Annotated in this window: 27 protein-coding genes; 16 read left to right on the top strand and 11 right to left on the bottom strand. The window is 70.7% G+C overall.

Features of this window, described 5'->3' with window-relative positions:
* Positions 1–96: 96 nt before the first annotated feature.
* The 3 genes from OG504_RS31780 (at position 97) to OG504_RS31770 (ending at position 3,582) form a co-directional block, all read left to right on the top strand.
* Entirely contained in the window at positions 97–978 is an 882-nt protein-coding gene (locus tag OG504_RS31780; RefSeq protein WP_033284378.1) for an RNA polymerase sigma factor SigF, read from the top strand.
* 199 nt (positions 979–1,177) lie between these two features.
* Positions 1,178–2,677 carry a ricin-type beta-trefoil lectin domain protein gene (locus OG504_RS31775; RefSeq protein ID WP_405992872.1) on the top strand — a complete coding sequence of 500 codons (1,500 nt, stop codon included), beginning with the start codon at positions 1,178–1,180 and terminating at the stop codon, positions 2,675–2,677.
* Positions 2,678–2,781: 104 nt separating this feature from the next.
* Positions 2,782–3,582, top strand: a complete 801-nt coding sequence (locus OG504_RS31770) for a DUF5995 family protein (RefSeq protein ID WP_405992871.1) — start codon at positions 2,782–2,784, stop codon at positions 3,580–3,582.
* A gap of 24 nt (positions 3,583–3,606) precedes the next feature.
* Here the strand turns inward: OG504_RS31770 and OG504_RS31765 are convergent, their stop codons facing one another.
* Together OG504_RS31765 and OG504_RS31760 are read right to left on the bottom strand one after the other, a co-directional pair.
* Positions 3,607–4,506, bottom strand: coding sequence for a hypothetical protein (locus tag OG504_RS31765; protein ID WP_405992870.1), 900 nt, complete (start codon positions 4,504–4,506; stop codon positions 3,607–3,609).
* On the bottom strand, positions 4,506–4,919 hold the full coding sequence (locus OG504_RS31760) for an ATP-binding protein (RefSeq protein WP_405992869.1): 414 nt from the start codon (positions 4,917–4,919) through the stop codon (positions 4,506–4,508). The genes OG504_RS31765 and OG504_RS31760 overlap by 1 nt, the downstream gene beginning before the upstream one ends.
* 209 nt (positions 4,920–5,128) lie before the next feature.
* Here OG504_RS31760 and OG504_RS31755 point away from each other — a divergent pair, with 209 nt between their 5' ends.
* The 3 genes from OG504_RS31755 to OG504_RS31745 all read left to right on the top strand — a co-directional run bounded on the left by OG504_RS31755 (position 5,129) and on the right by OG504_RS31745 (position 6,791).
* Positions 5,129–5,980 carry a helix-turn-helix domain-containing protein gene (locus OG504_RS31755; RefSeq protein ID WP_405992868.1) on the top strand — a complete coding sequence of 284 codons (852 nt, stop codon included), beginning with the start codon at positions 5,129–5,131 and terminating at the stop codon, positions 5,978–5,980.
* 8 nt (positions 5,981–5,988) lie between these two features.
* Positions 5,989–6,186: a DUF397 domain-containing protein gene (locus OG504_RS31750; RefSeq protein ID WP_405992867.1), complete on the top strand. Its 198-nt coding sequence runs from the start codon at positions 5,989–5,991 to the stop codon at positions 6,184–6,186.
* A gap of 65 nt (positions 6,187–6,251) precedes the next feature.
* The gene (locus OG504_RS31745; RefSeq protein WP_405992866.1) at positions 6,252–6,791 is read left to right on the top strand and encodes a hypothetical protein; all 540 of its coding nucleotides are present in this window, start codon (positions 6,252–6,254) and stop codon (positions 6,789–6,791) included.
* Between the two features lie 21 nt (positions 6,792–6,812).
* Here OG504_RS31745 and OG504_RS31740 read toward each other — a convergent pair whose 3' ends face one another.
* The 6 genes from OG504_RS31740 to hutU form a co-directional block, all read right to left on the bottom strand.
* The gene (locus OG504_RS31740) at positions 6,813–7,778 is read right to left on the bottom strand and encodes a CehA/McbA family metallohydrolase (RefSeq protein ID WP_405992865.1); all 966 of its coding nucleotides are present in this window, start codon (positions 7,776–7,778) and stop codon (positions 6,813–6,815) included.
* Positions 7,768–8,118 carry a hypothetical protein gene (locus OG504_RS31735; RefSeq protein WP_405992864.1) on the bottom strand — a complete coding sequence of 117 codons (351 nt, stop codon included), beginning with the start codon at positions 8,116–8,118 and terminating at the stop codon, positions 7,768–7,770. Before OG504_RS31735 ends, OG504_RS31740 begins: the two co-directional genes overlap by 11 nt.
* Before the next feature lie 125 nt (positions 8,119–8,243).
* On the bottom strand, positions 8,244–9,431 hold the full coding sequence (gene hutI, locus OG504_RS31730) for an imidazolonepropionase (protein WP_405992863.1): 1,188 nt from the start codon (positions 9,429–9,431) through the stop codon (positions 8,244–8,246).
* 35 nt (positions 9,432–9,466) lie between these two features.
* Positions 9,467–10,813, bottom strand: coding sequence for a formimidoylglutamate deiminase (locus OG504_RS31725; RefSeq protein ID WP_405992862.1), 1,347 nt, complete (start codon positions 10,811–10,813; stop codon positions 9,467–9,469).
* A complete protein-coding gene (locus OG504_RS31720; protein ID WP_405992861.1) occupies positions 10,810–12,018 on the bottom strand; it encodes an allantoate amidohydrolase in 1,209 nt (402 codons plus the stop codon). The genes OG504_RS31725 and OG504_RS31720 overlap by 4 nt, the downstream gene beginning before the upstream one ends.
* Positions 12,019–12,314: 296 nt before the next feature.
* The gene (gene hutU / locus OG504_RS31715) at positions 12,315–13,979 is read right to left on the bottom strand and encodes a urocanate hydratase (RefSeq protein ID WP_405992860.1); all 1,665 of its coding nucleotides are present in this window, start codon (positions 13,977–13,979) and stop codon (positions 12,315–12,317) included.
* A gap of 149 nt (positions 13,980–14,128) precedes the next feature.
* On the opposite strand from hutU, the gene OG504_RS31710 reads away from it, so the two are divergent.
* The 5 genes from OG504_RS31710 to OG504_RS31690 all read left to right on the top strand — a co-directional run bounded on the left by OG504_RS31710 (position 14,129) and on the right by OG504_RS31690 (position 17,918).
* The gene (locus OG504_RS31710) at positions 14,129–15,559 is read left to right on the top strand and encodes a diaminopimelate decarboxylase (protein WP_405992859.1); all 1,431 of its coding nucleotides are present in this window, start codon (positions 14,129–14,131) and stop codon (positions 15,557–15,559) included.
* 183 nt (positions 15,560–15,742) lie between these two features.
* Positions 15,743–16,141 (top strand): hypothetical protein, encoded by a 399-nt coding sequence (locus OG504_RS31705; RefSeq protein ID WP_405992858.1) that lies wholly within the window; start codon positions 15,743–15,745, stop codon positions 16,139–16,141.
* A complete protein-coding gene (locus OG504_RS31700; RefSeq protein WP_405992857.1) occupies positions 16,138–16,956 on the top strand; it encodes a transcriptional regulator in 819 nt (272 codons plus the stop codon). Before OG504_RS31705 ends, OG504_RS31700 begins: the two co-directional genes overlap by 4 nt.
* A gap of 34 nt (positions 16,957–16,990) precedes the next feature.
* On the top strand, positions 16,991–17,521 hold the full coding sequence (locus OG504_RS31695; RefSeq protein ID WP_405992856.1) for a roadblock/LC7 domain-containing protein: 531 nt from the start codon (positions 16,991–16,993) through the stop codon (positions 17,519–17,521).
* A 22-nt stretch (positions 17,522–17,543) separates the two neighbouring features.
* The gene (locus tag OG504_RS31690) at positions 17,544–17,918 is read left to right on the top strand and encodes a hypothetical protein (protein ID WP_033284364.1); all 375 of its coding nucleotides are present in this window, start codon (positions 17,544–17,546) and stop codon (positions 17,916–17,918) included.
* 10 nt (positions 17,919–17,928) lie between these two features.
* Here the strand turns inward: OG504_RS31690 and OG504_RS31685 are convergent, their stop codons facing one another.
* The 3 genes from OG504_RS31685 to OG504_RS31675 all read right to left on the bottom strand — a co-directional run bounded on the left by OG504_RS31685 (position 17,929) and on the right by OG504_RS31675 (position 21,530).
* Positions 17,929–18,522 (bottom strand): hypothetical protein, encoded by a 594-nt coding sequence (locus OG504_RS31685; RefSeq protein ID WP_405992855.1) that lies wholly within the window; start codon positions 18,520–18,522, stop codon positions 17,929–17,931.
* A 255-nt stretch (positions 18,523–18,777) separates the two neighbouring features.
* A complete protein-coding gene (locus tag OG504_RS31680; protein ID WP_405996478.1) occupies positions 18,778–19,671 on the bottom strand; it encodes a MurR/RpiR family transcriptional regulator in 894 nt (297 codons plus the stop codon).
* A gap of 23 nt (positions 19,672–19,694) precedes the next feature.
* Positions 19,695–21,530, bottom strand: a complete 1,836-nt coding sequence (locus OG504_RS31675; RefSeq protein ID WP_405992854.1) for an aromatic amino acid ammonia-lyase — start codon at positions 21,528–21,530, stop codon at positions 19,695–19,697.
* A 142-nt stretch (positions 21,531–21,672) separates the two neighbouring features.
* Here OG504_RS31675 and OG504_RS31670 point away from each other — a divergent pair, with 142 nt between their 5' ends.
* The 5 genes from OG504_RS31670 (at position 21,673) to OG504_RS31650 (ending at position 25,900) form a co-directional block, all read left to right on the top strand.
* A complete protein-coding gene (locus OG504_RS31670) occupies positions 21,673–22,728 on the top strand; it encodes an ABC transporter ATP-binding protein (RefSeq protein ID WP_405992853.1) in 1,056 nt (351 codons plus the stop codon).
* The gene (locus OG504_RS31665; RefSeq protein WP_405992852.1) at positions 22,725–23,366 is read left to right on the top strand and encodes an ABC transporter permease; all 642 of its coding nucleotides are present in this window, start codon (positions 22,725–22,727) and stop codon (positions 23,364–23,366) included. The genes OG504_RS31670 and OG504_RS31665 overlap by 4 nt, the downstream gene beginning before the upstream one ends.
* Entirely contained in the window at positions 23,366–24,028 is a 663-nt protein-coding gene (locus OG504_RS31660; RefSeq protein WP_033284358.1) for an ABC transporter permease, read from the top strand. The genes OG504_RS31665 and OG504_RS31660 overlap by 1 nt, the downstream gene beginning before the upstream one ends.
* 158 nt (positions 24,029–24,186) lie before the next feature.
* The gene (locus OG504_RS31655) at positions 24,187–25,122 is read left to right on the top strand and encodes an ABC transporter substrate-binding protein (protein WP_405992851.1); all 936 of its coding nucleotides are present in this window, start codon (positions 24,187–24,189) and stop codon (positions 25,120–25,122) included.
* Between the two features lie 109 nt (positions 25,123–25,231).
* The gene (locus tag OG504_RS31650) at positions 25,232–25,900 is read left to right on the top strand and encodes a carbonic anhydrase (protein ID WP_405992850.1); all 669 of its coding nucleotides are present in this window, start codon (positions 25,232–25,234) and stop codon (positions 25,898–25,900) included.
* Position 25,901: the final 1 nt, after the last annotated feature.

Genomic DNA, 25,901 nt, shown 5'->3' with positions numbered 1-25,901 from the left:
GACCGACCGACCGACACGACCGGCTTTGGAGGCGCCGCACTCCGCAGTGCACGCACCGGCTTCGGCAGCCATATGCCGAGAACGATGGAGGACGCCATGTCACCCCGGCTCGACGCATCGCCTACCCCGACAGCGACGTCGACACCCCCACCGGCACAACTGGATCCCAATGCCATCGAGGGGCTCCCCGAGATCCCCCCGTACGACGAGATCGGCGCCGTAGACGCACGCGCGCTCTCCAAGACCCTCTTCGAGCGGCTGGAGTCGCTCGAGGAAGGCACGCACGAGTACTCGTACGTCCGCAACACCCTCGTCGAACTCAACCTCGCGCTGGTCAAGTTCGCCGCCTCCCGGTTCCGCTCGCGCAGCGAACCGATGGAGGACATCATCCAGGTCGGCACGATCGGCCTGATCAAGGCGATCGACCGCTTCGAACTCAGTCGCGGCGTCGAGTTCCCCACCTTCGCGATGCCAACCATCGTCGGTGAGATCAAGCGCTTCTTCCGCGACACCTCGTGGTCCGTGCGCGTCCCGCGCCGGCTGCAGGAACTCCGGCTCGACCTGGCCAAGGCCGGCGACGAACTGGCCCAGCAACTCGACCGCGCCCCCACCGTGGCCGAGTTGGCGGAGCGCCTGAAGATCTCCAAGGAGGAGGTCGTCGAGGGCATGGCAGCGTCAAATGCCTACACGGCCAGCTCACTTGACGCGCAGCCGGAGGAGGACGACTCCGAGGGCGCCCTCGCGGACCGCATCGGCTACGAGGACCACGGACTCGAAGGCATCGAGTACGTCGAGTCGTTGAAGCCGCTGATCGCCGAACTCCCGTCCCGGGACCGGCAGATCCTCTCCCTGCGCTTCGTCGCCAACATGACGCAGTCGGAGATCGGCGACGAGCTGGGCATCTCGCAGATGCATGTGTCGCGGCTGCTGTCGCGGACGCTGGTGCGGCTGCGGAAGGGACTTACGGTCGAGGAGTAGAACTCCCCTGGCCGTACGCCCGTATCGCCTGTGCTGAGCGCGGCGCGCGCGTGTGCGCCGCGCTCAGGCGTTCCCGGACGCTCCCGCACCACGTCCGGGGTTACCCACAGAAACCTCTTTCCCCACCGGGCGCCTTCCACCACTATGGTCACCCGACAAACTGGCTGGTCCGTCAGGACGGGCGCGAGGAGGCGGGTGAATGGTTCGCTCCGAGAAGGACGACGGCATCCCCGGAGCGTCCGACGCCCGGCTCACGGAGTCACTGCGCGCCGAACCGTCCACGGTCTACACGGCCCTGCAGGAACTCCGCTCCCGGCACCAGCCGTCCGTACTCTCCTACGCCCGCCTGTGCACGACGAGCGACTCGGCGGCACGGCAGTTGGCGGCCCAGGCGTTCACCCTCGCGGCCCGCGAGACGGCACGCGGCGTGGACCCGTCGGTCCCCTGGCGGCACCAACTCCTGCTGCTGACAGGGCGGGTGGCCGCCTCATGGTCCCGGGACGACCGCTCGACCGGCCTGGACGCCGGCCTCCTCCTGCTCCTGAACACCACGGACCCGGCACCTTCCATGCTCCCGGCGTTCCGCTCGCTCCCCTCCCGGACACAGGGCCTGGTCTGGTACGGCATCGTCGACCGGGAACCGGAAACCGTGACCGCCTCCCTCCTGGGCCTCACCCCCGAGGACGTCGTCCACGGCACCGGACCGGCCCTCCAGTCCATGGCCCAGGCCTGCCTGAAGTCCCGCCTGGCCGCCTCCGACGACCCGCGCTGCGGTGACTTCCGGCGTCTGATCGAGGAGTCGGTACGCCCCGACAACCCCCGCGACAGCGCCGACCTGCACGCGCACATGGCGCAGTGCGCCCACTGCACGGGCGCGTACGAGGAACTGACGGCGCTGCGGGACGCTCCGCGGGCGACGCTGGCGGAGGGGCTGTTGGCGTGGGCGGGGGCGTCGTACGCGATGCGGGACCGCGAGGAGGCGAGGGACAACGCCCTCGGGACTCAGGCGAGTTGGGCACCTTCGCGGCGTCGGCTGGTGCTGGCGTCGGCGGCGCTGGGGGTGGCGTTGGTGCCGCTGCTGTTCTTTCTGCTGCGGCCGGGTGGGGCGACGTCGCATCCGGGTGCGGCGGCGGGCGCGGCGGCGATTCCGTCGACTCCGTCCGAGGTGACGGTGACGGCGACGGTCCCGGTGACGCCGTCGGTGTCCGCCGCCAAGTCACCGTCCCCGACGAGGAGTTCGAAGCCGACGCGCTCCGCGAGCGCCACGCCCTCCTCGTCCCCGTCCCCGGCCACGCACGCGCCCGACGGCACCTACGCGCAGGTCGTGAACGTCTCCACGGGCCGCTGCCTGGACATCCGCGACGGCGACCTGACGGAGGGCACGGATGTGATCACGGCCCCCTGCACCTCGTCCGACACCCAGCTGTGGCGCGTCGACTCCGGGCGCGGGGTGGTGCAGTCGTCCGCCGACTCCGACCTGTGCCTGGACAGCCGGGGGTCCGTGGACAAGGGCGTCGGCATCTGGGAGTGCGATTCGGTGGACGGGAGCCATGGCGAGAACCTGCGGTTCACGGTGGACGCGGACGGGGTGATCCGCCCGGCGATCGCGATCCTGACGGGGATGACGCCGGACGGGGAGGAGGGGGTGTCACTCGTGCCGCTGAGCGGGGGTGCGGAGCAGCGGTGGCGGGCGGGGTGAAGCGGGGTCCCGTCGGCCGGGTGTGGGTGTGAGCCGTACCGGAGCTGTCATTCTCGGTGAGACTGAGTGGTCCGAACTGTGGCTCCGCCAAAGGGGAGTTGGGCATGGCTGCACAGGCACAGGCGCAGAACATCGACGAGGTCGTGGACGGGCTTGCGGGGATCGTGCGGGAGGCGACCGGTGCGGGTGACCGGGTCGGGTACTTCGCGACGCTGTACCGGCAGGTGACCGTCGAGATCCGCAAGGCCATCCACGCCGGGCAGTTCGAGGACGGTCCCCGGATGGACCGTTTCGACACGCTCTTCGGCAACCGCTATTTCGACGCGTACAACGCCTGGCGCCGCGACCGGAGCGGGCCGCGCTGCTGGCGAGAGACGTTCGGGCTGCTGTCCGACGCCGACACGGTGATCGTCCAGCACCTGATCCTCGGCGTGAACGCCCACATCAACCTCGACCTGGCCGTCGCCGCCGCGCGAACGAGCCCCGGCGAGGACATCCACGCCCTTCAGCACGACTTCCTGCTGGTCAACGACATCCTCGCGGGGGTGGTGCTGGTGCTGGAGGACTCGGTGGGCGCCGTATCCCCTCTCCTGTCCCTGCTGGACAAGGTCGGGGGTCGCACGGACGAGGAGATCCTGGACTTCAGCGTCGTCCAGTCCCGGCAGGAGGCCTGGTACAACGCGGTGCTGCTGGCGGGGCAGAGCGAGGCGGAACGCACGGCCACCATCGAACGGCTTGATGTGCGGGCTGCGGTGCTGGCGCGGTTGATCGCCCGGCCGGGCCTTCTCGTCCGGCCTGCGCTGGAGTTGATCCGGGGGACGGAGAGTGGGGACGTACCGGCGGTCATTGCGCATCTGGACGGGGCGATGGATCGGGCGTCCGCCGGGCGGCCGACAACGGGGTGAGGCCCGGCGGATCGGCCTTCCGCTTCAGGAACCCTCGGTGAACAACTCCCGCGCGTCGACGACCTCGTGGGAGCGGTCGAACCAGGTGCCGAGTTCGTCGAGGTCGGTGGAGGCGAGGATGCGGTCGCGGACGTCGGCGGGGACGTCGATCTGACGCCGCTGGAAGGTACGCAGAATGGCCGCGGCCCACCCCTCAGCGCGCCCTTCCTCCCTGCCCTCTTCCCGGCCTTCACCCCTCACCTGCTCCGCCAGCGGGTGCCGCCAGAAGTACTGGATCGCCGTCATCAGGTCCCTCCACATCTGCTGGGCCTGGCGGTCTGCCAGGCATGAGTCGACGAACTGCACGAAGACCGCGGCACTGTCCGGGTCGATGGTCCGCAGGGCGGTGGCCAGGTTTTCCAGTATGGCGGCGGCCTGCGGGCCACGGCCATGTGTCATCGCCGAAAGCACCGCGAGGGGTACGTCCCGTTCGGCCTCGCGTTCGTCCACGATCACCGGCACGTTGTCCGGGCCCAGGACGAAGGGGCGCACCGTAAGCGAAGGGCATCCGCGCACCCCGAGATGGATGGGCTCCGCCGCCCAGCGGGCCGTGGCGCTGTTCTGGGTGATGACGATGAGCACCGGTTCGCAGCGGTACTTCTCGTGCAGGTAGCTGAGGTAGTACGGCCAGCTGCCGCGTTTCCTCTTGTCGATATCGCCCTGCGATTCGACGACCAGGAGGTAGTCCCCTTCGTCGGTCTCCGCCCGGAGCAACGTGTCCACGCGCCTCTCGACCGGTTCGATCTCGGTGAGGTCCACGTTCATGGCGGCGAACTCACGCGGTTCGGGGAAGGGGATGCGTAACACGCTCTGCAGGGCGCGGGTCAGAAGCGCGGGATCTTTCTGGAAGATCCGGTGCAGCGCCTCGTGCGACGAGCTGGGCACTACGCCACCGCCAATTCGCACCAGACGTACTTGCCGCGCTGCCCGTTCCTCGACAACGGCTGCCACCCCCAGGAGTCGGCGCATGCCCGCACCAGTGCCAGCCCTCTCCCTGCCTCGGCGTCCAACAGGTTCGCCAACTGCCCCGGCGGTTCAGGGGGTTCGGGATCCGCGTCCCACGCCCCGACGCGCAGCACGCCCACCGACCACCGCACTCGGAGCATCACCGGCCCCTTGGTGTGGAGTACGGCGTTGGCCACCAGCTCCGTCGCGAGGAGTTCGGCGGTGTCCACGACCCGGATGAGGCCGTGCGCGGTGAGGACGAGGCGCAGGGTGCGGCGGCAGACGGTGACGGCACGGCGATCGTGCGGCACGGAGAGGGAGTACTCCCAGGGTTCGGGCTCGGTTTCTGGCATGCGGCAGCTCCGGACGGGGTGAGGTGGGTGATGGGCGCGGGCGGTGGCATTGCCGCAGCCGTCATGGCAGGACGAAGCGGTGCACTTCCGCAGCGTGTGCGTCGCATCACCGACGGTATTTCCTAAGATTAGGAAGGCGCAAGTGATTGCCGTATTCTGACCCTCGAACGAGCTACGAGCACAGGGCAGTTGAGACGAGGAGGTGCCGGTTGCCGCCGAAGAGGCATCTCACGGCCCGCAGGCTGCGACTCGGCGCCGAACTGCGCAAACTACGCGAGGCGACGGGAATGAAAGCCCGGGAAGCCGCAGCGCTACTCGGGGCCGACAGCGTCCAGATGAGCCAGATCGAGTCCGGCGTCGCAGGCGTGAGCGCTGAACGTGTCCGCCGCCTGGCGGCCCACTACGCCTGTACGGACGAGGCGTTGATCGAAGCCCTCGTCACCATGGCGACCGACCGCACGCGGGGGTGGTGGGAGGAGTACCGGGGTGTGCTTCCCCCCGTCTTCCTGGACACGGCCGAGGTCGAACACCACGCGGCATTCCTGCGCGAGGTGGTGATCACGCACGTGCCGGGCCTCTTGCAAACGCCGGATTATGCACGCGCCGTGTACACGTACATGGTCCCCGGCCTGCCCGAGACCGAGTTGGCCCCTCGGGTTGAGCACCGGACGACCCGGCGCACTGTCATCGAGGGCGAGAATCCGACACCGTACGAGACCCTGATCCACGAGTTCGCCCTGCGCATCCGCGTGGCCGATCGACAGACGTCCCGTGCTCAACTCCGTCAGATCCTCGACCAGATCGAGCAGGGCCACGCAACCGTCCGCGTCATCCCCACCGACCAGGACGGTTTCGCCGGCGCCGGTGCCTCGATGATGTACGCGGGCGGCGCGGTCCCCCGCCTGGACACGGGCCTGCGTGACGCCCCCACCGGCACCGCGTTCATCGATGCGGAACCCCAACTGGCTCAGCTTCGAACGCTCTTCCGTAAAGTGGAGAAGGCGGCGCTGGACCCCGTGACATCCCGGGACTTCATCCACCGCCTGACGAAGGAGTTGTGAGGCACACCATGGACCACGTTCTCCACTGGCAGAAGTCCACCTTCTCCGACGGCGGCGACGGCAACACCTGCATCGAACTCGCCGCCACCCCCACCACCCTCCACCTCCGCGAAAGCGAAACCCCCGACACCGAACTCACCACCACTGGAACCCCGTTGGCGCACCTCATACGCACCCTGAAGTCGGGCCTGTTCCACGCAACCTGACCCTGTCAGCAGCTCCGGCTGAATTCTGAACGTCCGCTTGTTCAGGGTCGCCATACGATGCCGAAATGCACGCGGACAACCCCCGGAACGCTCGCGCCCTCCTGATCAACGGCACGGTCGGCGTGGGCAAGACAACCGTCGCCGAGGCGGTGGGCGGCCTGCTCGCTGACGCGGGGGTCCCTCATGCCGTGCTGGACCTCGACTGGCTGAGCAACTCGTGGCCCGCGCCTCCCGGTGACCGGTTCAACTTCGGCATGCTGCTGCGGAACCTGCGGAGCATCGCCGGTCACTACCTCGACGCGGGAGCCAGGCGCCTCGTACTCGCCGGTGTGATCGAGGGACAGGACGAGCGGAAGGAACTGGCCGACGCCGTAGGCGTTGACCTCACGGTGTGTCGGCTGCGGGCCGAACTGCCGGTCATCCACCATCGTCTGACCCACCGTCACAACATCGGGACTCAGGCACTGCAATGGCACCTGAACCGGTCCGGTGAACTGGACGGCATCCTCGACCAAGCCGCTGTCGACGACTTCACCATCGACACCGGCGCAGGCTCCGTCACCGACATCGCCCTGTCCGTGATCAGGGCGGCCCGCTGGCAATGACCACCGGCCTGCAGACGGTGATCAGAGCAGAGTTACCGGGTTGCTCAGCGCCGCCATCCGCCCTCCCGGATGACGTACTTCAACACGGACAAACGGCGACTCCCGCGCACTGGTACGCCACTCGACCGCGCCCACTCCCGCAGCGGACAGCGAAGCAACGTGGACCTTCCCCTCCCCGGTGTGAAAACTGACCACCCCTGAAGGCACACCACGCACACCCACCCGAGCCACGATCGGTCCACCGCAACTCTTCAACTGCCCACCGACACACGTCTGTTGAGCGCCAGCAGAAACCGTGAACGACAACTCGACGGCGGCAGACTCAGCGATCCAACTCCGCCCGGCGCGGATCCCGGCGAGCACCGCGCCCATACTCAACTCCTCGGCCCGTACCACGGTGTGCGGAACGCCGATCTGGCCCGACAGGTGCGCGTCACTGTTGCCCATCGCCGGCCGCCACCCGCCCTGTCGCCGGATGTCCGCATCGAGCCCGCGCCCCCACTCCGCCAACGCCGCCTCGTTGTCCGCCTGCCAGGGCAGGTCCGAACTCCACGGGCCGTTCCAGACCTCGACCACGTCGAACCCCTCGTACGGGTACAGGAACGTGCCCGAGTCGTACGGTGCATGCGGATGGGCTGCCACGCACAACCCGCCGCCGCGACGGACTTCGTCGAGATGCCGGTCGATCACTCCGTCCTGCACGCCGTAGCGCCAGTCGACGACCTGCCCGGGGCGAACGCCCAGCGCGAGCCAGTGGCCGGTACGGGTGGTGACCTCCTGCCCCAGGATCACCAGGAGATCGTCACCGGCGTACCGGCCCCAAGTGGCGTGCGTGTCCGCGTTGTTGTGCTCGGTCGCCGCCAGGAAATCCAGCCGCGCCGCACGGGCCTCGTCGGCAAGGCGTTGCGGCGTCAGTTCGCCGCCGTGCGAGCACACCGAGTGCACGTGGCAGTCGCCGCGGTACCAACCGCTTTCGCTACCGGACACTCGTTCCCGGTTCCTCGGCGCCGCCCGGCTTGCCGCGCTCTCCCCGCACCAGCGCAAGCAGTCGCACCCGGGAGTAGCGGAACCAGCGGAAGCCGATCCACATGGCCAGCACCGGGCCGCCGATGGCGAAGTCGAGGCGGGCCCTCGGTGACCAGTCCGTCTGGAACCACCACATGTCCGCCGCCAGCGCCAGGTTGAGGAGGACGAAGAGCGGGCCGTAGACGAAGCAGGTCCAGTCCTCCCAGAAGGCCCAACTGCCGCGGCGCTTGCTGGAGAACGCGATGGTCCAGTCCGTCAGGACGAGGGCCACCAGCATGCCCGCGAGTATGTAGAAGGCCATGCGTGGAGTATGTCCGCCCGAGTGCCCGAAGATCCGTAAAGGTTCAGAACCGGCCGACGCACACCTGCACCCTCTGAACGCTGGGGTCTTTTCTAACCAGTCACAGCGCCCGACAGTGGTTAGATCTAGCCCCGGCTTCCAGCAACCACCCGCGTCCCCCGCCGCCACACCTCAGTCACCAGCGGCACCCCCGGCCGATACGCCAGATGCACATGGCTGGGCGCATCGAGCAGGATCAGGTCCGCCCGCGACCCCACCGCGATCCGGCCCACGTCGTCCCGTCGCAGCGCCGCCGCACCACCCGCCGTGGCCGCCCACACCGCCTCGTCCGGGGTCATCCCCATGTCCCGTACCGCCAGCGCGATGCAGAAGGAGACGGAGGACGTGAAGGACGAACCCGGGTTGCAGTCGGTCGAGAGCGCGACCGTGACGCCCGCGTCCAGGAGGCGGCGCGCGTTCGGCCATTCCGCGCGCGTCGAGAACTCCGCGCCGGGGAGCAACGTGGCGACCGTCGCGCCGCTCGCCAGCGCGTCCACGTCCGCGTCCGTGAGGTGCGTGCAGTGGTCCGCGCTCGCCGCGTCCAGTTCTACGGCGAGTTGGACCCCGGGGCCGTAGGAGAGCTGGTTGGCGTGGATGCGCGGGTGCAGGCCCTTCGCCTTGCCCGCCGTCAGGATCGCGCGCGCCTGGTCGCCGTCAAACGCGCCCTTCTCGCAGAACACGTCGATCCAACGGGCGTGCGGGGCGCAGGCGTCGAGCATCTCGCCGGTGACCAGGGACACGTACGCGGCGGGGTCGTCGGCGTAGTCCGGCGAGACGATGTGCGCACCGAGGTACGTCACCTCGTCCGTGTGCGCGGCGGCGATCCGGAGGGCGCGGGACTCGTCGGCGACCGTCAGGCCGTAGCCGGACTTCGTCTCGAAGGTGGTGGTGCCCTGGCGGAGGGCCTCGTCCAGGTAACGGGTGAGGTTCGCCTCCAGTTCCGCGTCGCTCGCCGCGCGCGTCGCCGCGACCGTCGTACGGATGCCGCCAGCGCTGTACGCCCGCCCGGACATGCGGGCGTTGAACTCCTGGGTGCGGTCGCCGGCGAAGACGAGGTGCGAGTGGGAGTCCACGAAGCCGGGCAGGACCGCCCGCCCACCGGCGTCGACCCGGTTGTCAGTGGCGGGTGCTTTGCTTGTTTCACCGGTCCACGCGATGCGGTCGCCGTCGATGACGACGGCCGCGTCCTGGATCAGACCGAGAGGGGATCTGTCACCGAGGGAGGGGTCGTTGGTGACCAGCGTGGCGATGTTGGTGATGACAGTGCTGCTCATTGTGTCCTCGTGGGTGCGGGGGGCGGCGATCGGCTTTACGCGCGCAGGGCTTCGACAGCTGCGGCGAGCGCCTGCGGTACGTCCGGTACGAGCGCGTGCGCCCCGTCTCGTACGACGTGCCGACCGCCCACGACCGTGTGCCGTACGTCCGCTGCCGTCGCCGCGAATACGGCCGTCTCGGCGCCGAGCCTGGGCACCGGCCCCGCTGTCCTGACCGAGTCGAGCGCGATCGTCGTGAAGTCGGCGAGGGCGCCCGGTTCGAGGGTGCCCGCGTCCTGCCAGCCCAGCGCCGCGTGGCCGTCCGCCGACGCTGCCCGGAGCAGGGCCGCTGCCGTCCAGTGGCCTCGCGTGCGGGTGCGGAGGCGCTCGTTCAACTCCATCGCTCTGGCCTCCTCCAGCAGGTCGATCACCGCGTGGCTGTCGGAGCCCAGGGAGAGCGGGGAGCCGGCTCGTTGGAGGGCGACCGCCGGGCCGATGCCGTCCGCCAGGTCGCGTTCCGTCGTCGGGCACATGCAGGTGCCGGTGCCCGAGCGCCCCAGCAGCGCGATGTCCTCGTCCGTGAGGTGGGTGTTGTGGACGCCGGTGGTGCGGGGGCCCAACACCCCGTACTCGGCGAGGAGTTGGGTCGGGGTGCAGTCGTGGGCCGTGCGGCAGGCGTCGTTCTCCGCCGTCTGCTCGGACAGGTGGACGTGAAGCGGGGCCCGGCGCTCCTCGGCCCAGCGCGCCACCGTCGCCAACTCCCTTGCGGGTACCGCCCGTACGGAGTGGATCGCGGCACCGATCCTCGCGTGATCCCGTTCCTTGAGAAGTGAACAGCGTTCGGCCCAGGCGTCCGCGCTTCCGTCGGAGAAGCGGAGCTGGTGGCGGTTGGGGGGCTGTCCGAAGCCGGAGGAGAGGTAGGCGGTGTCGAGGAGGGTGATGCGGATACCGGCCTCGGAGGCGGCGGCGATCAGGGCCTCGCCCATGGCGTTGGGGTCGGCGTACGGGGTGCCGCCGTGGGCGTGGTGCACGTAGTGGAACTCGCCGACCGCCGTGATCCCGGCCAGCGCCATCTCGGCGTACACCGCGCGGGCCAGGGCGTGGTAGGTGTCCGGGGTGAGCTGGTCGGCGAAGGAGTACATGAGCTCACGCCAGGTCCAGAAGGTGCCGGAGCCGACCTGGACGGTGCCGCGCAGGGCGCGGTGGAAGGCGTGGCTGTGGGCGTTGGCGAGCCCGGGGAGGGTGAGGCCCCGGAGGATCTCGGCGCCCGGGGGTGGGGTGTCAACTCCCGTAAGGAGGGCGGCGATCCGTCCGTCCGTCACCTCCAGGGCGACGCCCGGCTCGACGTTGGTGTCGAGCCAGGCGTGTTCCAGCCAGTACGTCCGCGTGGTGGGGTGCGTCACCTGCAGGCCAGCCCTTCCAGTACGTCGGCGAGTGCGGTCACCCCGGCCACGCAGTCGTCCTCGGCCGCGAACTCGGCCGGGGAGTGCGAGATACCCGTGGGGTTGCGCACGAACAGCATGGCGGTCGGGATGCTCCCGGAGAGGATTCCGGCGTCGTGTCCGGCACCGGTGCCGAGGACGGGGACGGTCAGCTCCGTCTCCCTCCCCTTCCCCAGGACCCGGGCGAGTTCGTCGCGCAGGGCGTGGTCGAACTCGACGACCGGGGTGAAGGACTCCCGGACGATGTCGAGGTCGATGCCGTGCGCCTCGGCGTACTCGCGGGCCGCCTTCTCGACGCCGGTGACCACGGTGTCGAGGGTCTGCTGGTCGGCGGCGCGGGAGTCGAGCCAGCCGCGCACCAGGGAGGGGATGGCGTTGACGCCGTTCGGTTCTACGGCGATCTTCCCGAACGTGGCGACGGCGCCCGCGAGTTGGGCCTCGCGGCGGGCGGCGAGCACGGTCTCGGCGTACGACAGCATGGGGTCACGCCGGTCCACCAGCCTCGTCGTACCGGCGTGGTTGGCCTCGCCCCGGAAGTCGAACCGCCACCGCCCGTGCGGCCAGATGGCGCTGGCGATGCCGACCCGGTCGCCGGAGAGGTCCAGCGAGCGGCCCTGTTCGACGTGGAGTTCGACGAACGCGCCGATGCGGGCGAGCCGTTCGGGGTCGGGGCCGATGGCGTCGGCGTCGTAACCGGCCGCCGCCATGGCCTGCGGCAGCGTGACCCCGTCGCCGTCGGTCAGCCGGTGCGCCTGCTCGACGGTGAGCTGCCCGGCGGTCAGCCGCGACCCGACACAGGCGAGCCCGAAGCGGGCGCCTTCCTCGTCCCCGAAGTTCACGATGGCGAGCGGCCTGGTGAACTCCGCTCCCCTGCCCCGCAGTTCGTCGAGGGCGGCGAAGGACGACACGACGCCGAGGGGACCGTCGAAGGCCCCACCGTCGGGTACCGAGTCGAGGTGCGAGCCAGTGACGACAGCGTCCCCGGCGGCGGGATCACCGAGCCAGGCCCACTGGTTGCCGTTGCGGTCGAGCTCGTAGGCCAGGCCGCGCGACCTTGCCTGCTCCTCGAACCAGGCCCGGCACTCGGTGTCGGCACCGGTCCAGGCGTAGCGGCGATACCCACCGGAGTCGGCGTGCCGCCCGATGGGACGCAGCTCGCGCCACATCTCGTGGAAGGAGGTCGGGGTGGCAGCCGCGCCTTCGGGCCGCGCGGGCTGAGCCCGGCCGTCACTCGCCGACGGGCGCGACTGGCCTTCACCTTCGGCAGGCTGAGGCTGAGCGCCGCCGGTCGCGGACGACGTGGTGCCGTCACCCGCTCCAGGCCGCAGGCCGCCGTCACCCGCCACAGACCGTGGGCAATCGTTCCGCCCTGCGGAACGGGTGGGCACGGTCGGACCCGCACCCGGCGACGAAGGACCCGCCCCCACCGGACCGTCGCCGCCCCGCTCATCTGCCGGAAGGGTCACGCGTCTCCACCCTCGCGCATCGGCACCCGCACACCCCGCTCGTCCGCGACCCGCTCCGCGATGTCGTAGCCCGCGTCCACGTGCCGGATGACGCCCATGCCGGGGTCGTTGGTCAGGACGCGGCGGATCTTCTCGCCGGCGAGGGCCGTGCCGTCGGCGACCGTGACCTGGCCCGCGTGGATGGAGCGGCCCATGCCCACGCCGCCGCCGTGGTGGATGGAGACCCAGGATGCGCCGGAGGCGACGTTGACCATGGCGTTCAGCAGGGGCCAGTCGGCGATCGCGTCGGAGCCGTCGAGCATGGCTTCCGTCTCGCGGTACGGGGAGGCGACGGAGCCGCAGTCGAGGTGGTCGCGGCCGATGGCCAGAGGGGCCGCCAGCTCGCCGGAGGCCACCATGTCGTTGAAGCGCTCGCCGGCCTTGTCGCGCTCGCCGTAGCCGAGCCAGCAGATGCGGGCCGGGAGGCCCTGGAAGTGGACGCGCTCGCCGGCCAGCTTGATCCAGCGGTGGAGGGACTCGTTCTCCGGGAAGAGGTCGAGGATCGCCTTGTCGGTCTTGTGGATGTCGGACGCCTCGCCGGACAGCGCGGCCCAGCGGAAGGGGCCCTTGCCCTCGGAGAAGAGGGGGCGGATGTAGGCGGGGACGAAGCCGGGGAAGGCGAACGCCCGCTCGTACCCGGCGAGTTGGGCCTCGCCGCGGATCGAGTTGCCGTAGTCGAAGACCTCGGCGCCGGCGTCCATGAAGCCGACCATCGCCTCGACGTGCTTCGCCATGGACTCACGGGCGCGGGTGGTGAAGCCCGCCGGGTCCTTGGCTGCCTCGTCGGCCATGTCCTCGAAGGCCATGCCCACCGGGAGGTACGCGAGGGGGTCGTGGGCCGAGGTCTGGTCGGTCACGATGTCGATGGGGGCGCCCTCGGCCAGCATCTGCGGAAGCAGGTCCGCCGCGTTGCCGAGGAGGCCGATGGAGAGCGGGCGGCGGGCGTCGCGGGCCTCGACGGCGAGCTGGAGCGCGTGCGCGAGGGAGTCGGCGCGGACGTCCAGGTAGCGGTGCTCGATGCGGCGTTCGATCGCGCGCGGGTCGACGTCGATGCAGATCGCGACGCCGTCGTTCATCGTGACCGCGAGGGGCTGGGCGCCGCCCATGCCGCCGAGGCCGGCGGTGAGGGTGATGGTCCCGGCGAGGGTGCCGTTGAACTTCTTCGCGGCGACGGCGGCGAAGGTCTCGTACGTGCCCTGGAGGATGCCCTGGGTGCCGATGTAGATCCACGAACCGGCCGTCATCTGGCCGTACATGGTGAGGCCGAGGGCCTCAAGGCGCCGGAACTCCTCCCAGTTCGCCCAGTCGCCGACGAGGTTGGAGTTGGCGATGAGGACGCGCGGCGCCCACTCGTGGGTCTGCATCACGCCGACCGGGCGGCCGGACTGGACGAGCATCGTCTCGTCCTGCTTCAGGGTGCGCAGGGTGCGGACCATGGCGTCGAAGGAGCGCCAGTCGCGGGCGGCCTTGCCGGTGCCGCCGTAGACGACGAGCTTGTCGGGGTGTTCGGCGACCTCGGGGTCCAGGTTGTTCTGCAGCATCCGCAGGGCGGCTTCCTGCTGCCATCCCAGGGCGCTCAGTTCCGTACCGCGGGGTGCTCGTACGGGGCGGGGTCCTGACATGGTCTGCCTCCTAGCGGACTGCTCTCAGCGGATCTGCGTTACGCGTTTTTACTGTTGCTATTCACATCCTGTCTTCGTGAATAGAACTAGTCAATACATCGAGGCGTCTCTGTGGGCAGGCTCTGAATGTTTGGCTGGATGTACCGATCATGGGCGACGACACGACGGGGGCTGCAGTGAACGACGAAACCCAGGGTCACACGGACGGCATCGATCCCGGCATGGATCCCGGCGCCGAACGCACCGCCCGCCGGGACGAAGCCGTGCAGGCCGCCGTGGAGCAGGGGCTGCTCGGGCCCGGCGCCCCCATCGCCGCTCTGCTGGACGTCACCGGTATCCGGGAGTCCGCGGCTGCACTCCGCGCGGCGTTCGACGAGGTGACGGCGCCCGGGACGCCCGTGCTGCACGCGTTCGCCGTGAAGGCGAGTCCGCTCGTACCGGTGCTGCGGCTGCTGCACGACGAGGGCATCGGCGCGGAGGTGGCGAGCCCGGGTGAGCTGGCCCTCGCGCGGGCGGCGGGCGTACGGCCGGAGCGGACGGTGCTGGACGCGCCCGCGAAGACGCCGGCCGAGTTGCGGGAGGCGCTGGCGCTGGGGATCGCCGTAAATGCCGACAACCCGCAGGAGCTGGAGCGGATCGACGCGCTGATGCGGTCGGCGACCAGTCGCTCCCCGCTCGGGATCCGGGTCAATCCGCAGATCGGCGGCGGGTCCATCGCCGCGCTCTCCACGGCGACGGCTACCTCGAAGTTCGGGGTGGCGCTGCGGGACGAGGGGGCGCGGGAGTGGGTGGTGCGGGCGTTCGCGGAGCGGCCGTGGCTGACCCGGCTGCACGCGCACACCGGGTCTCAGGGCATCCCGCTGTCGCTGCTGGCGCGGGGCGTCGCGGAGACGTACGAACTGGCGGAGGAGATCAACGCGCGGCTCGGGCGGCCGCAGATCGACACGCTCGACATCGGCGGCGGCCTCGGGGTGAACTTCGGCTCGGACGCGACGACTCCGACGTACGCGCAGTACGCGCGGCTGCTCAAGGAAGCGGTGCCGGGGCTGTTCGACGGGCGGTACGGGCTGGTGACCGAGTTCGGGCGGTCGATGCTGGCCAAGCAGGGGACCGTGGTGGCCCGGGTCGAGTACGCGAAGAGTGCCGGGGGACGGCCGATCGCGATCACGCACGCGGGCGTGCAGGTGGCGACGCGGACGGTGTACGCGCCGCAGTCGTGGCCACTGCGGATCGCCGCCTACGACGGGAAGGGGCGGCCCAAGTCGGGGGCGGACGTGGTGCAGGACGTCGCCGGCCCCGCGTGCTTCGCGGGTGACCTGCTGGCCGAGGGGCAGGCGCTGCCCCTGCTGGAGCAGGGTGACTACGCGGCCGCGCTGGACACCGGGGCGTACTACTTCGCGGCGCACTACGCCTACAACTCCCTTGCCCGGCCCGGCATTTACGGCTTCGTGCGGGACGGTGCCGGGGGCATGTCGTTCGCGACCGTGCGGAAGCCGCAGACGGTCGCGGAGATCGTGGCCGAATCCGGCGGGGCGCACGCCGCCGCGCTCACCACCCTGCGGGCGCCTGGGCGCCGTTGACGCACACCGGTGCGAGCAGGGTTCAACTGACCCATGCAACTCGTGTGAAAACGGGGTCAGTTGACCCACCTTAGTCACTCGAGGGCATGTTCCACTGGAAAATGCCAGATCCCTCACCCCTCGGCCACACGGTGCGTAGCTTCGTCGTCACTCAGCCGAACCGCAGGCGGGAGGGGAGCCACGGTGCCCGGAATCGACGAGTGCTTACTTGAGGCCATGCGACTGCCCGGTGCCCGAGGCGCCGCGCTGGTCGACTGGACGAGCGGGCTGGCCCTGGGCGTCGTAGGAGAGTCGCCCGGGGGTGACCAGGAGGCCAGTGCCGCCGAGGCCGCCGAGCTGGCGCGGCTCGCGGCGGAGCACCGGGCGTTCGCGTCCGTCGGGGAGGACGGTACGGCCGCCGGCGATCCTCCGCTGGAGGACCTGATCGTCAGCAACCGCGACAGCTATCACGTGCTGCGGTTCGTGCCGACGTCGTTCGACAGCAGCGTGTTCCTGCACCTGTGGCTGGCCCGCGCGGAGGGCAATCTCGCGCTGGCCCGCATCCGGCTCGGCGAGATGGCCGGACGGCTGGTGCTGGGATGACCGCGGTCAAGGCCACGCCCACCACCCCGCCGCCCCGGCTGCCCGTGCGGGCCAAGGCCGACGCCGGCGAACGGGGTTGGGGCGGGGTCTCCCCGATGCTGACGCGGCTCGCCGCCGAGAAGGCCACCGGTGTGCTCGTCCGGGAGCGCGGCAGCCTCCACCTCGTCGACGGCCGGGTCGCGCACGCCGAGAGCCCGTCCGCCCCCGGCCTCGACCTCCTCCTCACCGCGCACGGCACCCTGCGCGCCGAGGCCTGGGAGGCCGCGGCCAAGGCGAGCGACGACCGGCACGCCACGACCCGACTCCTGCTGGACGGCGGCCTGTTGAGCCCCGGCGCACTGGAACTGTGCCATCTCGGGGCCCTGTACGACGCGGCGTACTTCGTGCTCGCCCCGAGCAGCACCCCGGGCCGGTTCCGCTACGGCGTCACGCATCCGCTCGGTTCCGTGCGGCCGGTTCCGGTGGCCGCACTGGAGCGCGAGACGCTGCGCCGCCGCGATCTGCTGCACCGGGTGTGGCCGGACGCGGCGACGGACGGCGCGCCGCTGGTGCGGGCCGACCCCGTCGCGCCCGCGCCGGTCACGGCCCGGCAGGCGGCGGTGCTGGCCCGGGTGGACGGCGTCCGCACGGCGCCGGACATCGCGCGGGCGCTGGGGCGGCGGGCGTACCCCACGCTGCTGGACGTCCGGCGGCTGGTGTCGGCGGGGCTCGTGTCGCCCCGGCCGCCCGCGCCCGCCGTCGCTCCCCTGCCCGACGTCACCGATCCCGACATCACCTTGCTGAAGAGGCTCAGAGATGCGCTGGAGGCCCTTTGAGTGGCAGCGAACACGCGCCGAGAGGAGAGAGCCGATGGCCTCCGAGGCAGAGATCCTCGACGAGCTGCGCCGGTTGAGAGCCCGCGTGCCCCAGCTGACCGGGGCGCTGGCGGCGGGCATCGACGGTCTCGTCCTGGCCCAGGACACCCCGGGCGTCGAGCCGGAACGGGTGGCCGCGCTCACCGTGACGGCGCTCGGCGTGGCCGTACGGATGGCGGACGCGACCGGGCAGGGCGACTTCCGCGAGCTGATCGTGCGCGGGGTCTACGGCTATGTCGCGACCTACGCGGCGGGCCGCGGCGCCGTGCTGACCGTGCTCGCCCAGGACCGCGTCCACGTCGGCCGGCTGCTGCTGGAGGGCCGCCGCGCGGGGGCCCGGATCGGCGAGCTGATCGACGCCGAGGCGGCGGTCGCGGCCGAGGCCGAAGCCGTCGTGGCCGAGGAGCGGACCGACCCGGCGCCGCCCGCCAAGGCGCCCCCGAAAACCACCACCGCACGCACGAGAACACCGCGCGCACCACGCACCACCACAGGCACCAACGCGCGGACCACCACGGAAAGTTGAACAGAACCAAAGGAGCACTGTCATGGCCAACACCGAAACCTCTCTCAAAGAGGCGCTGACCTCCATCGAGGGCGCGACCGGGGTCGCGCTCGTCGACTACACCAGCGGTATGGCGCTCGGCACGATGGGCGGCAGCAAGACCTTCGACCTCGGCGTCGCCGCCGCCGGGAACACCGACGTCGTGCGCTCCAAGCTGCGCACGATGGAGCACCTCGGGCTGAAGGGCGAGATCGAGGACATCCTGATCACCCTGTCCAGCCAGTACCACCTGATCCGCCTGCTCAAGGGCCGCGGCGGCAACGGCCTCTTCCTCTACCTGGTGCTGGACGCCGGCCGCGCCAACCTGGCCATGGCCAGGCACCAGTTGAAGAAGATCGAGGCGGACCTGGAGGTCTGACCGGACCCGGCTACGCGAAGACGTCGCTACGGCGGCGCGCCCCGCCCGGGGTCGCGTCGCCCGCGGCGATGCCGGTGGAGCGGTAGCCCTTGACCGGCTTGCCGGCCGGGGCGCCGTCGCGCTTGTTCAGCCAGTCCACGCGGATCCACAGCAGGACGTCGTCGGCGCGCTCGCGGCGGCCCAGCCAGGCGGCCTTGAGGCGCAGCCCGGTACCGGCACCGGCGAGCAGCATCCCGCCCGCCGCGGGCACGGCGAACCCGCTGGCCAGCGCGAGGGCGAAGGCGAGGACGAGCCACCAGCGGTGGGCGCGACGCCAGTTCCGGGTGCTCACCGCGCGGTCCTGGAGCACGTCGTGCTTCCCGGCCCGGGCGGCGCCACGGGCCAGCGCGGTGTACCGCCGACGCCGCGTGTACGCCACCACGATCGCCGCGAGAATGAACAGCGCGGCCCCGGCCATCACCCCGATCCGGCGCCCGGTGATGCCGGGGAGCAACACCCCGACACCCGCCGCGAGCACCCCGAACCACCACATCGGGGCGGCCCCGGCCCGTACGACGACTGCCACTCGGGCCAGCCCCTGGACTCTCCGATCTCCGCGTGCCACGTCCCGCCTCCTGGTCGTCCCGGCACAGTTCCGTAGTGCGGGGAGACTAGTGAGCGAACGTGAGACGAGTCTGAGAGCACGGCAGCGGGGACGGTTTTTCCGGCTGGGCGGAAGAGGCCCACTCAACAGCTGGGCAAGCACGGACACCCCAGGGGCGCGGGGCTGTGACATCGGCGGCTCCGCCGCGGGGCGCGACCAGCCACAGCGCACCTGCACCCGACAACTACGCCTCCGCCTCCGCCAGCCCAACGCCCGTCACTCCACGAACAACCCTCGCGCCGCCGCCCGCGCATCGAACTCCTCAAGCCTCGCCTGCGCATCCGGCAGGTCGTCGCACATCGCCTCCAACAACACCCGCCCGAGCAACATCGGCGCACACGCCGTGTCGAAGGCAAGGCCCGTGCCGACCGCCGCCGGGATCAAAAGGTCGGAGACCTTGGCGACGGGGGCGAACGCCGAGTCCGCGACGGTGACGACGGTCAGGCCCGCCTCCCTCGCATACGCCAGGGTGTCGACGACCTCGCGCGGATGCCGGGGCAGCGCGAAGCACAGCAGGGTGGTGGCGCCGGCCCGGACGGCCGCGTCGATCCGGTCGTGGATCATCGTGCCGCCCTCGTTGAGCAGCCGTACGTCCGGATGGACCTTCGCGGCGAAGTACGCGAAGCCGTACGCCTGGGAGGCCGCCGCGCGCAGCCCGAGCACGGGCAGCGGGCGCGAGGCGGCGAGCAGGCGGCCGGCCTTCGCGACCGGGCGGGGGTCGGCCAGTATCTCCGCGAGGTGCTTGAGGTTCTCGATCTCGGCCTCTACGGCCTGCTGGTACTCGTTGTACGACGCCGTGTCCGGGGCCGACTCGGAGGGCGCGACCTCGCGGAGGTGTTTGCGCAGCGCCGGGTAGCCGTCGAAGCCGAGGGCGACCGCGAAGCGGGTCACGGAGGGCTGGCTGACACCGGCGAGTTCGGCGAGTTCGACGCTGGAGAGGAACGGCACGTCGGCGGCGCGGCGCACCATGCTGTGCGCGATGCGCCGCTGGGTCGGCGTGAGCCGGTGCCCCTCGAAGAGCGCCTGCAGCCGGGCGGCCGGGCTGTCGGTCACGCCCGCATTCCTGTCCACGGCCGAGTCCACGCTCGCATCCGCGCTCCCCTCCACCATCCCGTCCATACTCCTGTCGGCGCTCATGACGTGCTCCCCCTCCAGATCTCCGTGAACCGGTCCAGCAGTCCCGCGGCCGCCGACACATCGTCCGTGAGCGGCCGGTCCGCCGTCTCGTCGTCGAGCACCGATTCGGCCAGCTCCAGCGCGCGGCCGACCGGGAGTTCCGGGTCGGGCCGCAGACCACGCTGGCGCAACGCCCGTACGGCGGCGACGAGTTCGCAGCCGACGACGAGACGGTACGCGCGGCAGGCGCGCAGTGTCTGACGTGCGGCGAGCGAGGCGAAGCTGGCCTGTTCCTCGACGCCCCGGGAGAGTACAGCGTGCCCGAGCGAGGCGGGAGCGGAGAAGGCCCGCAGGTCGCCGAGGGCCGCCGCGGCGGCGTACTCCAGGATCATCACCCCGGAGGACGCGGCCTCGTTGTCCGCGAGGAACGGCTTGAGCCGGGTGAACGCGGGCTCGTTCAGCGAGGAGAGCCGTGACGTCGACAGCCGGGCGACCTGGGTGAGCGCGAGCCGGAAGTGGTCCAGGGCGAGGACGAGTTGGGCCTGGTAGAAGCCGCCGTGGTGGTAGGCGGTCATGTCCTCGGCGGAGATGAAGGGGTTCTCGGCGGCCGCGTTGATCTCGATCGCCAGCACCTCCTCCAACGCGTCCGCCGCGTCATGCGCGGGCCCGTGAATCTGCGGCAGACACCGGAACCCGTACGGGTCCTGAATCCGCCCGAGCGGAGGAGTGGGCCGATCGGCGGCCCCGATCAACTCCCGCATGCGCCGGGCGACTTCGATCGACCCCCGGTGCGGCCGGGCGGCGTGCACGGGCGCTGCGTACGGCTCGTGCGACCCGTCGACGGCGAGGAGGGAGAGCGCGCCGACGACCTGGGTCGCCCCGATCAGCCCCCTCAACTCGTGTAGCGCGAGGGCGGATTGGCCGAGGGTGAGGGCGTTGCTGCTGATGAGCGCAAGCGCGTCATTGTTGTCGAGAGGCTGGGGCTCGGGAACTCCGGTGAGGGCACGGGGTCCCTGAACTCCATTGAGGATGTGGGCACTTGAGGCGAGGGCACCACGGCCGCCGGAACCCTCGACGCCGCCAGGACCGGAGCCTTCAGCATCGCGGCTGACGAAACCCCGGGCGTCGCGGCCACCGGAAACACTCGCGCCACGGCCATCGAGACCCTCGGCGCCACGCCCCCCAAAGCCCTCGGCATCACCAGCGCCGGGCCCCCTAGAAGCTCCGGCGCCACGGCCGACGAAACCCCCGCCGTCGCGATCCCCGGCGCCACGCCCGCCGGAACCCGCCACACCCGGCCCGGCAACATCCCCAGCAATCCGCCAAGGATGCTCCCCCACCAACGCCAACCCCACCTGAGCCAGCGCGGCGATGTCCCCCGTCCCCACCGAGCCGAACTCGTTGACGACGGGATACACCCCGTTCTCCAGCGCCTCGCACAACGCCGTGACGACGGTCGGCCGTAGCCCCGCGCCCCCGGCCAGCAACTGGTTGGCCCGGACGGCAAGCATCGCCCGCACCTCCCGCGCCGGGAGCTCGTCGCCGATCGCGCCGGCGTGGCTGCGGAGCAACCGCAGCCCGTGTTCAGCCGCGGCCTCGGTGGGCACGTCCTCGTTCCGGTTCGCGCCGACGCCGGTAGAGCGGCCGTAGACGCGGCCCGTCGCGGCGATCTGGCGGGCCGCGTCCCAGGACTCCGTCGCGCGCTTCATCGCGTCGGTGCCGGGGACCGGGCGGGCGTCCCCGTCGGCGAGGCGTACGACGTCGGTGACCCCGAAGCCGACCCCGTCGAGGACGACCAGATCGGTGCCTCCGGACAGCGCCACATCGGAGGCGTCCACGATCTGAGACGACATAAGGCGACGAACTCCCCTCAATCAGGACACTCGATCTTGCCTGCCGGTCATCCGTTACCTCGGATTAACGCGGAGACATTGACAAACTATTCAGACACCGAGAACTCTGCATGACGTTATACAGCCGGGCAAGGGACAACTCATGATCCAGTTCGACGCGGTCCACAAACGCTTCCCCAACGGCACGACAGCAGTTCACGACCTCTCCCTGGAGATGCCGGAAGGCGGGGTCACCGTACTGGTCGGTTCCTCCGGTTGCGGCAAGACGACCACCCTTCGGATGATCAACCGGATGATCGACCCGACCTCGGGCGTCATCAAGGTCGGCGGCAAGGACGTCACCCAGCAGGACGCGGCCGAACTGCGCCGTTCCATCGGGTACGTCATCCAACAGTCGGGGCTCTTCCCGCACCGCACGGTGCTGGACAACATCGCCACCGTGCCGCTGCTCCTGGGCCACGGACGGAAGAAGGCGCGGGCCCGCGCGGCCCAACTGCTGGAGACCGTCGGGCTCGCCGCCGACGCCGGCAAGCGCTACCCGCACCAGCTCTCCGGCGGCCAGCAGCAGCGCGTCGGCGTGGCCCGCGCGCTCGCCGCCGACCCGCCGGTGCTCCTGATGGACGAGCCCTTCGGTGCCGTGGACCCGGTGGTCCGCACCCAGCTCCAGGACGAACTCCTGCGCCTGCAGAAGGAGTTGAACAAGACCATCGTCTTCGTCACGCACGACATCGACGAGGCCGTACGGCTCGGCGACCGCATCGCGATCTTCCGCACCGGCGGTCACCTCGTCCAGTGCGCGGCCCCCGCCGAACTCCTCGCCCGCCCGGCCGACGACTTCGTCGCCGACTTCCTCGGCGCCGAACGCGGCCTCAAGCTGCTCTCCCTGACGACCCTCGCCGAGGTCCCGCAGGGTCCGGCCCCCGAGGGCACCGCCTGGACTCTCGTCCTCGACGAGGCGCGCAAGCCCCTGCACTGGGCCGCGCAGGACGCCGAGATCCCCGTACGACCGCTCAAGGACGGCGATTCCCTCCTCGCCGCCCTCAACGAGTCCGTCGCCTCCCCGAACGGCCTGATCGCCCGCGTCGACGCGGACGGCGTCCTCACCGGCGTCTCCTCCCGCGACGACATCCACACCCACGCGGGCCAGGCGCACGCAGACGCGCGGACGCACACGGAGACCGAGGCGGCCGCCGCATGACCATCGACTGGTCGTGGATAGGCGACCACACCGACGACCTCACCAGCCTCACGTTCTCGCATCTCCAGGCCGCGATGACCGCCGTCTTCCTCGGCCTGCTGATCTCGCTCCCGCTGGCGGTCGTGGCCCACCGCGTCCGCCCGCTCCGGGGCTTCCTGCTCGGCCTGTCGAACGTCCTCTTCACGATCCCGTCGATCGCGATCTTCGTGCTCCTGCTCCCGATCAGCGGCCTCACCCGCACGACCACGGTCATCGGCCTGACGGTCTACACGCTGGTCGTGCTGCTGCGGAACACGGTCGAGGGCCTCGACTCGGTCCCCGCGAAGACGAAGGAGGCCGCGAAGGCGATGGGCTCGCGCCCCCTGCGCACGCTCCTCACCGTCGAACTCCCCCTCGCGCTCCCGGTGATCATGGCCGGCGTCCGTATCGCCACGGTCATGTCGATCTCGCTCGTCTCGGTCGCGACCTACATCGGCGACGGCGGCCTCGGCCAGCTCTTCACCGACGGCTTCCAGCGCGACTTCCCGACCCCGGTGATCGTGGGCGTGGTCCTCACCCTGCTGCTCGCCGTGGTCGCGGACGCGGCCCTGGTCGCCCTCCAGTACGTACTCACCCCGTGGAAGAGGCGGCGAGCCTGATGTTCGAACTCTTCAAGAACCTCGGCAAGTGGCTGACCAGCGGCTCCCAGTGGGCCGGTTCGGACGGCATCGCGCACCGCCTCGCCGAGCACCTCCAGTACTCGCTCCTCGCGACCCTCATCGCGGCCGCGATCGGCCTCCCGCTCGGTCTGCTGATCGGCCACACCGGCAAGGGCGCGTTCCTCGCGATCAACCTCGCCTCCTTCGGCCGCGCGCTGCCGACCGTCGGCCTGGTCGTCCTCGTCTTCCTGGCCAGCGGCCTGTCGATGTGGCCGGTGTACATCGCGCTGGTCGCCCTCGCGGTCCCGTCGATCGTGACGAACACCTACGCCGGGATGACGGCCGTGGATCCGGACGTGAAGGACGCGGCACGCGGCCAGGGCATGCGCGGCCACCAGGTCCTCTTCCAGGTCGAGTTGCCCCTCGCGCTTCCCCTGATCATGACCGGCCTGCGGCTCGCGCTCATCCAGGTGGTCTCCACGGCCACCGTCGCCGCGTACGTCTCCTTCGGGGGCCTCGGCCGCTTCGTCTTCGACGGACTCGCCCAGCGGGATCTTGTGCAAGTGCTGGGCGGGGCGGTGCTTGTTGCCGTTGTCGCCATCGTGCTGGACCTCGGTCTCTCCGGGCTTCAGCGCTTCCTCTTCCGTCATCGCACGGCGTGAGCCCTTCGCTCGATATGCCGTCGATCGTCTGCGGCTTCGTCGTGGCTGGTCGCGCCCACGCGGCGGTGGCCGGACATCGGCACGGCCCCGCGCCCCTTCAGGGCGCGCTGCCCCTCGGGGCACTACAGACTTCACCCGACCCGACCAGGGAACCCGAAATGAACCGTCGCACCCTCCTCGGCGCCCTCGCCGGAACGGCCGTCGCCGTGCCCGTCCTGTCCGCCTGCTCCAGCGGTGTCACCTCGCTCGACGGCGGTGGCTCGGCGGGCGGTGGCAGCGCCTCCAGCAAGAACGGCGTCACCATCGGCACCGCCAACTTCACCGAGAACCAGGTCCTCGGCTACCTCTACGCCGCCGCCCTCGAAGCGGCCGGCGTGAAGGTCAAGGTCCGCCCCAACCTCGGCACCCGCGAGATCGTCTTCCCCGCCCTCAAGAGCGGCGACATCGACCTCCTCCCCGAGTACCAGGGCTCCCTGCTCACCTACCTCCAGCCCAAGTCCAAGGTCGCGGAGGCGGGCGAGATGCAGAACGCCCTCACCCTCGCCCTCCCCTCCGGCCTCCAGGTCCTGCCGTACGGCATCGCCGAGGACGCGGACTGCTTCGTCGTCACCCGCGCGACCGCCAGGAAGTACGGCCTGACCTCGCTGGCCGACCTGGCGAAGCACAACGGCAAGCTGACCATCGGCGCCTCCGCCGAGGTGAAGACCCGTCAGGTGGGCGTCGTTGGACTGAAGGACGTGTACGGCGTGGAGTTCAAGGAGTTCAAGTCCCTTGATTCCGACGGGCCGTTGGTGAAGGGCGCGCTGAAGAAGGGCGATGTGGACGTGGCGAACCTGTTCACCACCGACACCGACATCAAGGCCAACGACTGGGTGGTCCTGACCGACCCCAAGACCCTGATCCCCAGTCAGCACATCGTCCCGCTCATCGCCGACCGCGTGGCCGACCCGACGGTCCGCAAGGCGCTCGCGCGGCTCGGCAACCTCCTCACCACGGCCCAGCTCACCGAGCTGAACCGCCAGGTGGACAAGGACAAGAAGGACCCGGAGGACGTGGCGAACACGTACGCGAAGCAGCACGGCATCACGAAGTAATGGCACGCTGATGATCTGACGAGGGATCAGTCAAGTGTCGTTAAACCGGCACTCTCGGTAACTGATCGCATGCGTAGGGTGATTTCACGCTCACCACCTGAGGAAACGCATGGCCTCGAACCGCAGGGCCTTTCTGACGGCCACCGCCGTCGGCGCGCTGGCCACCGCCCCTACGACCGCCACCGCCGCCGTCGGCCCACAGCCCCACCCAACCACCGCCCCCGCCGCGCTCGCCGAACTCCTGGACGGCAACCGCCGCTACGCCACCGACCACTCCCGCCACCCGGACGAGAGCCGCCGGCTGCGCCGCCAACTGGCCGGCGCACAGCACCCGTTCGCGGTGATCGTCGGCTGCATCGACTCCCGGGTGCCGCCGGAGCTGGTCTTCGACCAGGGCCTCGGCGACCTGTTGTGCATAAGGACGGCCGGCGAGGTCCTGGACGAGGCGGTGCTCGCGTCCATCCAGTACGGGGTGGAGGAACTGCACATCTCCCTGGTGCTGGTGCTCGGTCACGAGCGCTGCGGCGCGGTGGCGGCGACCCTCGCGCACCTGGAGACCGGCGCCCCCGTCCCCGGCCATCTCGCGCTCCTGGTCGACGAGATCAGCCCCGCCGCGCGCCGCACCCGCGCCCTGCCCGGCGACTGGGCCGAACACACCATGCGGGCCCACACGGCCTGGGTCCGGGACGCGATCCGCGCCGACCCCGCCTTCACCTCCGCGCATGTCGTCGCGGCCCGCTTCGACCTCGACACGGGCCTCGTGACCCTGCTGCCGTAGC

This window comes from Streptomyces sp. NBC_00986 (assembly GCF_045162565.1).
Taxonomy (GTDB): Bacteria; Actinomycetota; Actinomycetes; order Streptomycetales; family Streptomycetaceae; genus Streptomyces.
This window is presented reverse-complemented; position numbering and strand designations above follow the sequence as displayed.

What these genes read in the sequence shown, in the direction of transcription:
- OG504_RS31710 (WP_405992859.1), top strand. Translation starts at nt 14,129, where the DNA reads ATGGGCGACGACACGACGGGGGCTGCAGTGAACGACGAAACCCAGGGT.
- OG504_RS31680 (WP_405996478.1), bottom strand. Translation starts at nt 19,671, where the DNA reads ATGGTGGAGGGGAGCGCGGATGCGAGCGTGGACTCGGCCGTGGACAGG.
- OG504_RS31735 (WP_405992864.1), bottom strand. Translation starts at nt 8,118, where the DNA reads ATGGCCTTCTACATACTCGCGGGCATGCTGGTGGCCCTCGTCCTGACG.
- OG504_RS31750 (WP_405992867.1), top strand. Translation starts at nt 5,989, where the DNA reads ATGGACCACGTTCTCCACTGGCAGAAGTCCACCTTCTCCGACGGCGGC.
- OG504_RS31770 (WP_405992871.1), top strand. Translation starts at nt 2,782, where the DNA reads ATGGCTGCACAGGCACAGGCGCAGAACATCGACGAGGTCGTGGACGGG.
- OG504_RS31780 (WP_033284378.1), top strand. Translation starts at nt 97, where the DNA reads ATGTCACCCCGGCTCGACGCATCGCCTACCCCGACAGCGACGTCGACA.
- OG504_RS31690 (WP_033284364.1), top strand. Translation starts at nt 17,544, where the DNA reads ATGGCCAACACCGAAACCTCTCTCAAAGAGGCGCTGACCTCCATCGAG.
- OG504_RS31745 (WP_405992866.1), top strand. Translation starts at nt 6,252, where the DNA reads ATGCACGCGGACAACCCCCGGAACGCTCGCGCCCTCCTGATCAACGGC.
- OG504_RS31675 (WP_405992854.1), bottom strand. Translation starts at nt 21,530, where the DNA reads ATGTCGTCTCAGATCGTGGACGCCTCCGATGTGGCGCTGTCCGGAGGC.
- OG504_RS31665 (WP_405992852.1), top strand. Translation starts at nt 22,725, where the DNA reads ATGACCATCGACTGGTCGTGGATAGGCGACCACACCGACGACCTCACC.
- OG504_RS31655 (WP_405992851.1), top strand. Translation starts at nt 24,187, where the DNA reads ATGAACCGTCGCACCCTCCTCGGCGCCCTCGCCGGAACGGCCGTCGCC.
- hutI (WP_405992863.1), bottom strand. Translation starts at nt 9,431, where the DNA reads ATGAGCAGCACTGTCATCACCAACATCGCCACGCTGGTCACCAACGAC.
- OG504_RS31775 (WP_405992872.1), top strand. Translation starts at nt 1,178, where the DNA reads ATGGTTCGCTCCGAGAAGGACGACGGCATCCCCGGAGCGTCCGACGCC.
- OG504_RS31660 (WP_033284358.1), top strand. Translation starts at nt 23,366, where the DNA reads ATGTTCGAACTCTTCAAGAACCTCGGCAAGTGGCTGACCAGCGGCTCC.
- OG504_RS31695 (WP_405992856.1), top strand. Translation starts at nt 16,991, where the DNA reads ATGGCCTCCGAGGCAGAGATCCTCGACGAGCTGCGCCGGTTGAGAGCC.
- OG504_RS31650 (WP_405992850.1), top strand. Translation starts at nt 25,232, where the DNA reads ATGGCCTCGAACCGCAGGGCCTTTCTGACGGCCACCGCCGTCGGCGCG.
- OG504_RS31760 (WP_405992869.1), bottom strand. Translation starts at nt 4,919, where the DNA reads ATGCCAGAAACCGAGCCCGAACCCTGGGAGTACTCCCTCTCCGTGCCG.
- hutU (WP_405992860.1), bottom strand. Translation starts at nt 13,979, where the DNA reads ATGTCAGGACCCCGCCCCGTACGAGCACCCCGCGGTACGGAACTGAGC.
- OG504_RS31720 (WP_405992861.1), bottom strand. Translation starts at nt 12,018, where the DNA reads ATGTGGCGCGAGCTGCGTCCCATCGGGCGGCACGCCGACTCCGGTGGG.
- OG504_RS31670 (WP_405992853.1), top strand. Translation starts at nt 21,673, where the DNA reads ATGATCCAGTTCGACGCGGTCCACAAACGCTTCCCCAACGGCACGACA.
- OG504_RS31700 (WP_405992857.1), top strand. Translation starts at nt 16,138, where the DNA reads ATGACCGCGGTCAAGGCCACGCCCACCACCCCGCCGCCCCGGCTGCCC.